The 12,948-nt window shown below is 66.8% G+C and carries 8 protein-coding genes; 5 read left to right on the forward strand and 3 right to left on the reverse strand.

Annotated features, from left to right (window positions below; genetic code table 11):
* Positions 1 to 214: 214 nt before the first annotated feature.
* Positions 215 to 3,604, forward strand: coding sequence for a DISARM system SNF2-like helicase DrmD (drmD, locus tag ACFQSB_RS34110; RefSeq protein WP_380830943.1), 3,390 nt, complete (start codon positions 215 to 217; stop codon positions 3,602 to 3,604).
* A gap of 68 nt (positions 3,605 to 3,672) precedes the next feature.
* Positions 3,673 to 7,770, forward strand: a complete 4,098-nt coding sequence (locus ACFQSB_RS34115; RefSeq protein WP_380830944.1) for an Eco57I restriction-modification methylase domain-containing protein — start codon at positions 3,673 to 3,675, stop codon at positions 7,768 to 7,770.
* A 30-nt stretch (positions 7,771 to 7,800) separates the two neighbouring features.
* Here ACFQSB_RS34115 and ACFQSB_RS34120 read toward each other — a convergent pair whose 3' ends face one another.
* The 3 genes from ACFQSB_RS34120 to ACFQSB_RS34130 all read right to left on the reverse strand — a co-directional run bounded on the left by ACFQSB_RS34120 (position 7,801) and on the right by ACFQSB_RS34130 (position 11,774).
* Complete coding sequence (locus ACFQSB_RS34120; RefSeq protein WP_380830946.1) at positions 7,801 to 8,229, reverse strand: hypothetical protein; 429 nt, start codon at positions 8,227 to 8,229, stop codon at positions 7,801 to 7,803.
* 72 nt (positions 8,230 to 8,301) lie between these two features.
* Positions 8,302 to 10,239, reverse strand: coding sequence for an alpha/beta hydrolase (locus tag ACFQSB_RS34125; protein WP_380830948.1), 1,938 nt, complete (start codon positions 10,237 to 10,239; stop codon positions 8,302 to 8,304).
* 224 nt (positions 10,240 to 10,463) lie between these two features.
* Positions 10,464 to 11,774, reverse strand: coding sequence for a helix-turn-helix domain-containing protein (locus ACFQSB_RS34130; RefSeq protein WP_380830950.1), 1,311 nt, complete (start codon positions 11,772 to 11,774; stop codon positions 10,464 to 10,466).
* On the opposite strand from ACFQSB_RS34130, the gene ACFQSB_RS34135 reads away from it, so the two are divergent.
* Genes ACFQSB_RS34135 through ACFQSB_RS34145 form a run of 3 tightly spaced genes read left to right on the forward strand, consistent with a single transcriptional unit; the run spans position 11,748 to position 12,880 of the window.
* On the forward strand, positions 11,748 to 12,008 hold the full coding sequence (locus ACFQSB_RS34135) for a hypothetical protein (RefSeq protein WP_380830952.1): 261 nt from the start codon (positions 11,748 to 11,750) through the stop codon (positions 12,006 to 12,008). The genes ACFQSB_RS34130 and ACFQSB_RS34135 overlap by 27 nt on opposite strands.
* 21 nt (positions 12,009 to 12,029) lie before the next feature.
* Positions 12,030 to 12,428: a hypothetical protein gene (locus ACFQSB_RS34140; RefSeq protein ID WP_380830953.1), complete on the forward strand. Its 399-nt coding sequence runs from the start codon at positions 12,030 to 12,032 to the stop codon at positions 12,426 to 12,428.
* Positions 12,425 to 12,880 (forward strand): hypothetical protein, encoded by a 456-nt coding sequence (locus ACFQSB_RS34145; RefSeq protein ID WP_380830955.1) that lies wholly within the window; start codon positions 12,425 to 12,427, stop codon positions 12,878 to 12,880. Before ACFQSB_RS34140 ends, ACFQSB_RS34145 begins: the two co-directional genes overlap by 4 nt.
* Positions 12,881 to 12,948: the final 68 nt, after the last annotated feature.

Genomic DNA, 12,948 nt, shown 5'->3' on the forward strand with positions numbered 1-12,948 from the left:
CGCGGCACGCCGGCCTTCCCTCCCTGGCGGCTTCGATGACGAAACGCTAACCGCTCATTGGAACGTTGTTGACCTCCACCATCCCGTGAGAAATATTAAGACCTTTGGCGTGGCCTTTGCGGAGTTATTCGCCGGGCGTCGGCGACGACCACACGAAGGCCACAAATGAGATTCACGACTCGCGTACCCCCCGACGACGAGGAGACCTCGCACAGTGACGGCCCATGCAGCGGCTCAGGCGGTTGACGGCATCCCGGCGCAGGGGCAACTGGTCACGGTACGCAACCGTCCGTGGGTGGTCGCCGACGTGCTCCGCAGCAGCGTGGCCAGCAGCGACCCGCACATCGCCACCGGCGCGCCCGAGCACCTGGTGACGCTGGTCAGCGTCGAGGACGACGCCCGTGACGAGGAGTTACGGGTGATCTGGGAGCTGGAGCCCGGTGCGGTCGTGCACGAGCAGCAGGATCTGCCCGGTCCTGAGCACGGTTTCGACGCCCCCGAGTCGCTCGCGGCGTTCCTCGACGCGGTCCGCTGGGGCGCCATCGCCTCGGCCGACAAGACGGCGCTGCAAGCCCCCTTCCGGTCCGGCATCGAGATCGAGCCCTACCAGCTCGACCCCGTCGTGCGGGCGCTGTCCATGCCGCGCACCAATCTGCTCATCGCCGACGACGTGGGCCTCGGCAAGACGATCGAGGCCGGGCTCGTCATGCAGGAGCTCATGCTCCGGCACCGCGCCCGGACCATGCTCATCGTCTGCCCGGCCAGCCTGACCCTGCAGTGGCGCGACGAGATGCGCGACAAGTTCGGCCTGGACTTCCGCATCGTCGACAGCACCCTGCTCAAGGACCTCCGGCGCTCACGCGGCCTGTACGCCAACCCATGGAGCCACTACCCGCGCCTGATCGTCAGCATCGACTGGCTCAAGCGCGCCCGGCCGATGCGGCTGCTGCGCGAGCTACTCCCCCCGGTCCCGCGCTACCCGCGGACGTTCGACCTGCTGGTGGTGGACGAGGTGCACACCTGCTCCCCGGCCGGCCGGGGAGCCTATCCCGTCGACTCGCTTCGGACGGCCGCGGTCAGGGAACTGGCCCCGCACTGCGAGCACCGGCTGTTCCTGTCGGCCACCCCGCACAACGGCTACCTCGAGTCCTTCACCGCGCTGCTGGAACTGCTGGACGATCAGCGGTTCGCCCGGGGCGTGAAGCCGACCGAGGATCAACTCGCCAGGGCGATGGTGCGCCGCCTCAAGAGCGAGCTGCCGCCCCGATGGGACGGCTCCGCCCTGTTCCCCAAGCGGTACCTGGACTACCTGGAAGTCGACTACTCCGGCGCCGAGACGACCGCGCACGAACAGCTCACCAGATACGCCAGGTCACGGTCGGCGGGGACGGGGCGAGTGGCGGCCGACTTCGTCGTCAGCCTGCTGAAGAAGCGGCTGTTCTCCTCCCCCAAGGCGTTCGCCGAGACGGTCGAGACGCACCTGGCCACCATGGCGGCCAAGGAGGAAGCCTTCGCCAAGGAGGCCGAGCTCGCCGCCGGGCGTGAGGGGGACGCCGGGATGAAACTGCTCCGGCCGCTGATCGAGAACCTGGACGAGACCGCCGAGGACGACGAGGCGTACGCCGCCGCGGCCCAGGCGGCCCTCACCGTCGCGCGGCAGCTGATGCGCCCGCTCACCACGGAGGAACGCGACCTGCTCGGTGACCTGCTGAAGTGGGCCCGCGACGCGCAGGACCGGCCGGACGCCAAGTTCGCCGCCTTCCGCGCCTGGCTCGACCCGCTGGTCCGGCCGGGCGGCGAGTGGACCGACGAACGCGTCATCGTGTTCAGCGAATACCGCGACACCCAGCGCTGGCTGCACGAGCAGATGCTGGCCGCCGGCTACCCCGCCGACCGCATCGAGCTGCTGTACGGCGGGCAGGACCGCGACGAGCGCGAGCGCATCAAGACCGAGTTCACCGAGGCCCCAGGCCCGCAGAACCCGGTGCGCGTCCTGCTGGCCACCGATGCCGCGAGCGAGGGCATCAACCTCCAGCGGTACTGCCACCGCGTGCTCCACTGGGAGATTCCCTGGAACCCCAACCGTCTGGAGCAGCGCAACGGCCGCGTCGACCGGCACGGTCAGCCCGCCTCGAAGGTGGAGATCCGGCATTTCGTGCCGCGCGGCTGGGAAAACGCCGTCCCCGGCTCGCTGGAAGGGTCACTGGAGGACGAACTGGCCTTCCTGTGGATCGCCGCGAAGAAGGTCGACCAGATCAGGGAAGACCTGGGCAGCGCCGGTGACGTCATCGCCGCCCGGGTCGAGGAGAAGATGCTCGGCAAGCGCGTCGACTGGCGGGCCACCGACACCGAGATCGCGGCGAAGGCGTCCCGGGCGCGGCTCAAGGTGGAGCGTGACCTGGCCCGCGAGCTGTCCCGCCTGGCGGGCAAGCTCTCCGAGAGCCGTGCGGAGCTGAACCTCACCCCCGCCACGGTGGAACGCGTAGTCCGCACCGCGCTGCGCCTGGCCCACCACAAGGACCTCATCCCCGCCGAGGCCCCGGACGGCGTCTCCGCGCCGTGCTTCCGGCTGCCCGAGCTGCCCGGCGCCTGGGCCCAGGCGCGCAACGACGGGCTGTTACACCCGCTCACCGGCCAGGAACGCCTGGTCACCTTCGCCTCCGAGGCCGTGGTGGGCCGCAGCGACATCGTCCTGCTGCACCTGGGGCACCGCCTGGTCCAGATGTGCATGCGGCTGCTGCGCGCCGAACTGTGGGCCAGCGCCGCCGACGGCACCGCCCGCACGTCCGTTCCCGAGCAGGCGACCGCACCCGAGCCGGCGGTGACGAACGGACGGGCCGCCGCGCCCGCTCCGCAGCCGATGAACGGGCATGTGAACGGACACGCGACGGCGCGGGAGAACGGGCACACCACCACGCCAGGCCCAGGCCACGATGGCGGCGGCTCGAAGCTGTCGAGGGTCACCGCCCGCGTCGTGCCGGGCGACGTGCTCCGCGTCCCCGCCGTCGTGGCGCACGGCCGCGTCGTCATCACCGGCTCGGCCGGGACCCGCCTGCACGAGGAGATCGTGTACGCCGGAGGACTCATCGACGCGGGCAGGCTCGTCCCCGCCCGGGAGTCGGAGATCGACGAGTGGCTGGCGGCGGCCTCCGAGCAGCCCGTACCGCCCCTGATGCGCGACCGGCTCACCGAACTCTGGAGGCCCGCCCTCGCGGAGCCCCTGCGCAGGCGCCTGGCCAACCGGGCCGAACAGCGCAAACGGAGCATCCGCACCTTGCTCGACAGACGCTGCGAGGAGGAGGTCACCGCGATCGAGGCCGTGCTCGACGAGCTCAAGCGCTCGATCGAGGCCGCGCTCGCCGAGACCACGTGGTGGCAGCAGCCCAGCCTCTTCGAGGACGAGCAGAAGGAACAGCGCGAACAGCTCCGCAAGGACCACGAAGCGCTGCAGGAGCGGTTGCGCGCGATCCCCGCCCAGCGTGTCGCCGAGACCGAGGCGCTGCGCCGACGCTACGCCGAGCCGAAGGAGCGTTCCTTCCCCGTGTCCGTGACCTTCCTCGTCCCCGCCGCGCTCGCCCACGCCGCCGCCCGAGGTGACCGATGAGCCCCCGGACGAACACGCGCACGGCGACCATGTCCGGGCGCGGCGTCCGACGGCCCCCGGTCGTCTCGGTGGCCGACCAGCACGCCGACTGGCTGCGGCTGCTACGGCCGGACGGCCCGTTCCTGACCGTCAGCGTGCTCTCCGACGTCATGGAGCAGGGCCTGGACGTCGTCCCGGCCGAGACGACCGCCCGGCTGCGCCAGGCCTGGCTGGAGGTGCAGGCGGCACCCGACCTGCTGCGTCCCGCCTGGGTGGACCTGATCTTCACCGAGTTGCTGCGCTGGCCCGCCGGGGTGCTCGCCGCCGACGGCCGGCTTCCGGACGAGCTGCGCTCCTGGGGCGGCGACCAGGCCCGCCCCGACGCCGTCGTCTACGGGCCCGACCCCGCCTCCGGGCAGGCCGAACGGCTGCTGGTCTACCGCCGCCGGTGGGACGAGCCGCTGACCCGGGCGACCCGCGACCAGCCGTCCATGATCGAGCAGGCCGCGATGCTGTGCCGCCGCCGGGGCGTGCCGCTGGCCCTGCTGACCGACGGCCGGTTCTGGGTGCTCGTCCACGCCAAGCCGGGCGGCCCGACGAGCACCGCGATCTTCGACACCGACCTGTGGCTGGAGGAACCCGCGCTGCTGCGCGCCTTCGCCTCCCTGCTCGGCGCCTCCCGGTTGCTGCCCCCGCCGGTTCAGCAGGACGGCATCCCGTCGGCCTCGCTCGCCGGGCTCTTCGAGCGTACGGCGAACGCGCAGACGCAGGTCACCGACACCCTCGGCGACCAGGTGCGGCAGGCCGTCGAGCTGCTCGTCGGCGAGTTCGCCCGGCTCGACCGCGAGTCCGGCGGCGCGCTGCTCGCCACGGTCCCCGAACGGCAGGTCTACCGGGCCACGCTCACCGTCATGATGCGGCTGGTCTTCCTGCTGTACGCCGAGGAGCAGCGGCTGCTGCCCGTCCTCGATCCGGTCTACGCGGCCGGATACGCGGTCTCCAGCCTCTACACCCAGCTCGACGAGGCGCACCAGCTGCACGGCGACGAGATCGCCGACCGCAGCCCGGCCGCCTGGCCGCGCCTGCTGGCCCTCTTCACCGCCGTCCACCGCGGCTGCGACCACCCCGACCTTCGCATCCCCGCCTACGGCGGCTCGCTGTTCGACCCCGCCACCTACCCATGGCTGCCGGCGCTGAAGGTGACCGACCTGGTGATCCACCGGATCCTGGACGCGCTCCTGCTGCTCAAGCCGAAGCAGCGCGGCAGGACACCGGAGCGGCTCTCCTACAAGGGCGTCGGCGTCGAGCAGATCGGGCACGTGTACGAGGGCCTGCTGGAGTACTCCTGCAAGAAGGTCGACGAGCCGCACGTCGGACTGATCGGCGCACAGGAACCGGAGATCCCCCTGAGCCTCCTCGAAGCCGAGCACGCCAAGGACGAGGAGTCGTTCGCCGAGTGGCTGAAGAAGGTCTGCGGTGCGAGCCAGACCCAACTGCGCAAGGCTCTCGCGTACCGGCCCACGACGAGCGAGATCGGCGACCTTGGCTCGGCCTGCGACAACAACGCCGAACTGGCGGCGCGCGTCCGCCCGTTCCTCGGCCTGCTCCGCCGGGACCTGCGCGGCATCCCTACCGTGTTCCCGAGAGGCTCGGTGCTCTTCACCCAGGTCGGCGACCGCCGCGCCACCGGGACCCACTACACCCCCCGGCCGCTCGCAGAGGAGGTCGTCGAACACACCCTCGCGCCCCTGGTCTACTCCCCCGGCCCCGCCGATGGCGCCGAGCACGGGGTATGGCAGGCCAAGCCGTGGGAGGAACTGCTCAAGCTCAAGGTCGTGGACCCCGCGATGGGCTCCGGTGCGTTCCTGGTCTCCGCCTGCCGCTACCTCGCCGACCGTGTCCTGGACGCGTGGGAACGCGACGGGCTGCCGCGTGAGGTCGAGGCGGCGCTCGGGGCCGAATACGACCGCGACACGCTCCACCTCTACGCCCTGCGCCTGGTCGCCGCCCGCTGCGTCTACGGGGTCGACCGCGATGACATGGCCGTCGAGCTGGCCAAGCTCTCGATGTGGCTGGTCACCCTGGCCAAGGACAAGCCGTTCGGCTTCCTGGACCACGCCCTGCGCTGCGGGGACTCGCTGGTCGGCCTGATCTCCGAGTCCCAGGTGGTGGCCTTCCACCTCGACCCCGAGCGCGGCCGGACCCTGAACAACCGGCTCGCCGGAGAGATCGACGAGCTGGCCTCCTCCATCCTCACCGAGGCGACCGAACTCCGCGAACGCATCGAGGCCACCACGGTCAACGACCCTCGCGAAGCTGAAGAGAAGGCCACCCTGCTCGCCCGCGCCGACGGCCTCACCGCCCGCCTCCGCCTCGCCGCCGACGCGGTCGCCGGCGCGGCCCTGTCCACCGCGGGAAAGAGCGAGGACGCCTTCGACACCCGCCTCACCTCCATCGCCGACGAGGTCATTGCCGCCCTGCACGGCGACACCACCAAGGAGACAGCGGCCCGCACGACCATCGACTCCTGGCTCAAGGGCCCCTCCCGCCCCGAGCCCATCCGCCCCCTGCACTGGCCCCTGGAGTTCCCGGAAGTCATGCGGCGCGGCGGCTTCGACGCAGTGATGGGTAACCCACCCTTCATCGGCGGCAAACGCATCAGCGGCGCCCTAGGCTCTGACTTACGCGAATACCTCAAACAGCGCATCGCCAACGACAAGGCTGGCCATGCCGACCTCTGCTCATATTTCTTACTACGCAATCACACTGTTGCCCCTAAAGGCAGGGTCGGCATCATCGCTACCAATACAATCGCACAGGGAGACACGCGAGAAGTTGGACTAGACCAGCTCCAGGAAAAAGGGTGGTCGGTCTATCGAGCCGTAAAGTCCCAGCCATGGGCGGGAACAGCGTCATTAGAAGTCTCCCTGTTGTGGTCTGGTCAACCCGGCAAAAAAGAGCCTCGAATTCTTGACGGCGTGGAAGTCTCCGGGATTACACCGTCACTAGACCAGCGCTCACGCCTATCCGGGAATCCCCGACATCTATATTTCAACGCCAATCAATCGTTTCAGGGATGCATAGTCCTAGGAATGGGATTCATTCTATCGCCAACAGAAGCCCGCTCTCTAGTCGAGCACGATCACCGCAACACCAAGGTTCTCTTTCCTTATCTTAATGGCGAAGACTTGAACTCCAGGCCGGACCATTCCGCGAGCCGCTGGGTGATCGACTTCAATGACATGACCGAAAAAGAAGCACAGAGATACCCCGACTGCTTCGCCATCATAGAAAGCAAGGTAAAGCCCGAGCGGCAGCGAACAAAACCAGATGGTAACTTCGCCCTTCGTAAGCCGCTCCCACAACGTTATTGGCAATATGCCGACAAGCGACCCGCATTGCGTGAGGCGATCAAAGACCTTAACCGAGTACTAGCCATAGCCCGTGTCAGCAAGACTGCAATGGCGTCCTTCGTCCCGACCGGACAGGTATTAAATGACAAGATCGTAGTTTTTGCAACCGATCAGGCCGCACATCTAGCACTGATCGATTCAGCAATCCATGTGGAGTGGGCATGGAGGCATTCGGGCACCTTGAAGGCCGATTTACAGTATGCGCCCTCCGACTGCTTTGAGACTTTTCCACAGCCCAAGCTAACGGAGCACATGGAGAAATGCGGTGAGGAGCTACACACTGTCCGCAGTGCATCAATGACAGCGCAACAGTTGGGGCTTACCGCTCTATATAATCTCGTAAACAATCCTTCTGTGCAGGGTCCGGAGATCAAGAGGATTCGGGAACTCCATGTTGAGATCGACGAGTCGGTACGCGAAGCGTACATGCTCGATGAGGAGTATGAGCCTTTGATCAGGGAGTACGAGGCCCAGAAGGCTAGCTCACCACTGCCTACCTGGTCGGAGATTGACCTTGCTCACGGGTTCTACGATCACGGGCAGGGGGTGCGCTGGACGATCAGCCCACAAGCGCGTCTTGATGTACTGGACAAACTCCTAGCGTTGAACTTTTACCGATACAAGCAGGAGGAGAAAGCCGGCCTGCACGCGGGCAGGAAGTCCGCCAAAGGCAAGCTGGTGAAGCCTGCCACCCTCCAGGTCGCGCCCGCCGGGATGACGGCGACCGATTCCTTCGACGGTGCTCTTTTCCAACCACCGGACACTCTCTTCTGAGACTTTCCAGTCACTCCTCGCAATATGGCATCATGGATTCGACGTAGGCTCTGGAGTCCCGTTCGGCCATACACATATTGAGGACGCCCCCAGGCCGAGTCCGTCATCGCCGACGGCATCGAGTGCCAGCAGGAAATCGTCCGGCGTGGATCGGGCGGCTATGGTCTTCCCGGTCTTCGATACGCCCTCGATGACGTAGCCCCGCTGTTTCCAGTATTCCCTGACCTGTAGCGCTACCGCGTTGATCTGGTCTTTCGGAATCTCGCGGAGGTAATAGTTACGGCCGACAATGATACGTCCTTTTGAACCGCTGTCGACCGAATTACCGCAGGGTCCGTTTCGAAGGCTGGTGGGATCGACTTCCAGACGTGGTTTCGGCCTCAGCGCTGAAACGGTTTCGTTGATGAGCTGCTCGACGCGAGCCAGAGCCTGAGCTTCAGTCATAGTCGGTTTTTCCACGTTGCCTCCTTCATGACCGCACGCAGCGATCAATGCCGCAACGACAACCAACCCAGCGAGGAAGCGAGGCATCTATCCTCCAGCCGGCCGGGGAGAGGGTATTTGATGGAAGGTCGGTTCCTCTGCTGATTTCGGCTCTGCCGCCAGTGATGGCGGCGCTGTGGGACGTGGAGGTGCCGGGTTGTCAGGAGATTCAGGGAAAGGAACCAACTCATCATACTGACCGTTGATCAAGTATCCGATGTTCCGCAACGAAATCGACCTTCGATCCCAGCCTCTTTCATTGTCGCCCCAGTAGCTGGAGTGGCCTGCGAAACTGGCGATTGAGTCTCCGGAGTCGGGTACATAAAAGCGCTTCGCGCCGAACTCGCTGCGACTCGGGTCGGCGCCGAACGGCCCTTCGCCCTTCACGAAACCTTTCCAGATATCCTTCGCCAATTCTTTCACTACCCCCTGCGCGTCGGGCGTTACCGGCTGCAGAGGTCCAAAAGAGCCGATGTCGCCCACCGGGTCGTTGGGGGCTTCACCCACCCAGACCGAATCAACTCCCAGGGCCTTGGCGTGCATGGCAACGACACCGGGGCTGCCCACAAAGATCAGTTGATCTGCGAAGGACTTCGGGCGCATTTGGGCGGCGACCCCGGTCACCGTGGACCCGTAGCTGTGCCCGAGTACAGTGAACCGGGCGTCGGAGGCGGCCCGGTGAGCGGCATGCAAGCCGTCGGCGAAGCTCGCCAGCGCCGGAGCCCCGGCAAGAGCATCGTCGAGCGTGCCAGGCGTGTGCGCAGGCCCCGCGTTCCCCCACTGCGGAGCCGCGTATCCCAGCCAGGCAATCGAGGCGACCTTCGTGCCAGGCGCGAGGAAATTCGCTTGTGCCCACATATCGGATGCGCGCTGGACGTCGCCGTCGAACTTCTCCAAAGTGGTACCGGTATCGGGCACATAGGCGACGATCCTGTCAGCCTTGTCCGGATCTCCGAAGGAGATCACGGTCTTACCCAGACCACCCAATTCCACTTGCATGAGATAGGCCGGAGGAAGACCGTTCCGCCCTCCTTGCGCCAAGCTCCGTTCGACGGAGGCGAGCTGGCGCATCTTCGCTTCGGCTTCTCCGATCGCCTTCCTGACCTCATCCGACGAGGGCAACGCGCGCAGTCGTGCCAGCTCGGAACCGAGCCAGATCTTCTCTCCTCTTAGGTAGTTACGGTTCGCCTGGTCGCGGGCGGTGGTGGGGAGGCCGTTCAGGGTGCCGATCAACTGGGGGGATTGGTTCATCAGGCGCTCCTGGGCCGGCTTGCCCAGTTGGTGCCACCAGGCATTGAGCCGGTTGGCCAGGGTCGCGTCCTTGCCGGTGTTCTGGAGGGCCACCAGGGCCTTGAGCGCCGCCGCGTCGCCGTTGCCGGCCGCGGCCGTCAGCTTGTCCACCCCGCCGGGGTCGGGTGCGTACCCGCCGAACAGCCCGAACCCCGCCATCGCCTTGGTGGTCAGCCCCGAATCGTGCTCCTGCTGGATCACCGACAGGCGTCGCCGCAGGTCACCGACCTGCCCTTGCGCCCACTCCCCGGCACCGGCGATCTGCTTGCCTGAGGAGGCGGGCACGCATAACGCCGAAAGCTCCGCCGACAGCCGGTGACCCGCTTCCGGTAATTCCTGCCCGGCCTTCTGCAGCGAGGCCACCAGGCCCTCCATGGCCGCGATGTCCATGCCGGAGAAGCCGGTCCGTGCCGCCGTCATCACGCTCACCGAGGTGGAGATCGATGGAACCCGAGGTGCCTGACCGCCCAGTTGGCGGAGGCGGGCCGCGATCTGCGTGGCCGCCTCCTGGAAGGCCCGTTGCATAACCGTACGCTGCTCGTTCAGCGCCTTGGAGAAAGCCGGCGCTCCCCCGCCCACCCAAGCGGAGGCGGCCATGCACCGCATCGGGGAATCCAACGCCGTGGCGTGCTCATCGGCCAGCCGAATCACCCGCGATAACGCGGCCTCCAAATCCGCTGTCTGCCCCGTCGCCACAAGGAGTCAGAATCTCACGCAGATCGGACATCCTGCAACCACTCATACATAAGTTGCAGAACCCGCGAAGCACGCGACCATTACTCCTTAAATGTCCGCATCCTCGAACGCGGGCACGACGGAATTCAGGGGAGAGACGCGGAAGTCGGTCACGGCGCGACATTCCAGGACATGAAGCCCTATCCGCTCTCCTGGGCAGCGACGCGCCGGTAGACCGCCTCTCTTCAGTCACCTCGGACGGCTTCGAGGGCCAGGACCTTGCGAAACTCAGCCACGGAGGGCCGGTCTCGCTGGTCACGCGGCACAGCGCGGAGCACGAGGTGCCCGGTCTCAGTGATATGACGGATGCGTTGGCTGGGCTTGAGTGCGTCGATCGTCACTGCTGCCTGGTGCATCCCTTCATCGACTCCACCTTGGACGACTGTGCACAGCGCCCGATGGAGGTCAGCGTTGACCGGGTGGATGTAACTCCGATTGTGCTTGAGAACGTTGCTGCGTGCCGTTTCCGCCGCCGACTCCTGGCCCGCAGCGGCGTACACCCAGCTTTCAGTAAAATAGATGCGATTCGGCGTCCAGAAGCCGTAGCAATCCGGGGCGACACCCTTGTCAGCGATCTTGTGCAGAGTGTGCAATGTGTCGAGAGCCTGGGCGTGCCTGCCGAGCATGGACAGGGCCTTGGCCTCGGTGGTCATCAGGTCGGCATCCGGCTCGCGAGTGAGTTGCTGGCCACGACGCACCAACTCGAGTACTGCCTGGGGGGACCGCTGGCCGTACAAACCGTGCCCGGCCTCCTCACACCTGACCAGCAGGCGGAGAGCCAGGTCCCCGGAGATGTCGGCGGCCTGCCGTGCGGTGTACCACCAGCGCATGGCCCCGCCGTGATCGTCCAAATAGGTCAGGACAATGGCGTGGATGGACGAGAGCACGGCCATGCTGCGTTGTAGTTCGGTCTGGTCTGCCGGGGGGGCGGTGCCCAGTTGGCGGCGGAGGGCGTACAGGTCGATGATCAGGTCGGTGGCGACCTGGGCCGGAGAGCGGGTGCGCAGCGCGTGCAGGTGGTCGGCGCAGGCCAGGTCCCAGTCTTCGAGGCTGCGGTGCTCCCGCCCGAGCGAGATGTCGAGCAACTGGCGCAGCGGCTCGCTGGAGAGTCCCAGAGTGCCGAGGGTGCCCAGGCCGGCAAGGAACTGGAGGGCGGCACGGCGTTCCATGTCGTCATCTCCGTTGCAATATGCGGAGTTTCCGCGATATCTACCCTCATTCCGCTGCTCCGACTCGGCGGCGCCGAGACGTTCCAGCGTCGCGTACAGCGCCGTGAGAATGCCGTGCGCGCCGTACACCTGGTCAAGACGCGCGATCATGTCCGACGGAGGCACGCGTTCGCCGCGCTCCCACTTGGCGAGGTTGGAGAAGTCGGTGTACATCTGCTCGGCCGCCCGCCGCAGCCCGAGGTTCGGCCTGCTCTCGCGACAGTGCCGCATCACCGCACCGAACAGATGCCAAAGGGAGGCGTGCGGATCGATCTGGTCTGCGGCCATGACACCCTCGCGATCGTTATCTCCGGCGCGACCGCACCTGACCACGCCGTTGCCCTTCCACCACCTTCGATCACCGTCAATGATGACACCGTCACCTTCCGCACCCACCTGGAATTGGCGGAAGTCGCCGACGACACCGGCAACAGCGGGGGCGCTTGGGTGGCGAAACGATCGACGGCCAGGGCATCGGCGCCGGCTGGTCCGCCGACCACTCGCTCCGCACACGAAGAGTGATCGACTGGTAACGTTCCGGCCATGCCTTCACCATGGCACGATGCCCTGAAGAACCTGATCACTGTGGATCCCGACACCGCCCTGGCGCTACTGCGAACAGCCGGAGTCAAGGTGCCCGACGGTCTCCCCCTCGAGGCGGGGCCGTACACGGTCAACGACCGAATATCCAATGACCTGTATCCCGACAACACGGTCCTGGTCGGGCCCAAGCACGACCGCGCCTGCACGGTCATCGTGGAGATCGAGCGCGAACTGTCGGCCGCCAAGCTGGAGCAGTTCGCCGTCAAGGCGGCCGCGGTGGCCTTGGAGACCCGCAAGGACGTCCAGGTCCTGGTGCTCACCCGTGCCCTGGACGCTCGCGCCTGGCATGATCCGGTCACGGTCCGCCGTGGTGGGTTGAGCCACGTCCTCACGCCGTGATCTACGGCCGCAGAGACCTGCCACGGCTCACCGACCCCGAGCAGATCGCCGCCGACCCGGCGAGTGGCGTGCTGGCCGTGTTCGGGCACGGCGACGACCCGAAGGTGGCTCAGGCGTTCGCGTCGGCCACGGAGTTCTTCCCGGCGAAGCCGGGCGTTCACTACACTGAGTGGGCATACGAATGCGGTCCGGACCTGTTTCGAAGCATCATGGAGGCAAACATGGCAAAGACCGACTGGCCCGTCTCCACCCCCTTCGCCAAGCAGCATTACGGCCGCGGCCTGGCCGAGGGCGAGGCCGGCGCGATCCTCACCGTGCTCGCGACCCGGGGCATCGCCGTTCCCGACCACCACGCCGCGACGATCCTGGCCTGCACCGACCTGGACCAGCTCCAGCAATGGCTGACCAAAGCCGTCACCGCCACCACCATCGACGACCTCGGCGTCCAGTAACCACCCCGAAGAAGCACCAAGCGCCAGTGCCATCGATTGCCGGCCGTACGGTCGAGGAGCCGGAGCAC

This window comes from Sphaerisporangium rhizosphaerae, from assembly GCF_042665155.1.
GTDB lineage: Bacteria > Actinomycetota > Actinomycetes > Streptosporangiales > Streptosporangiaceae > Sphaerisporangium > Sphaerisporangium rhizosphaerae.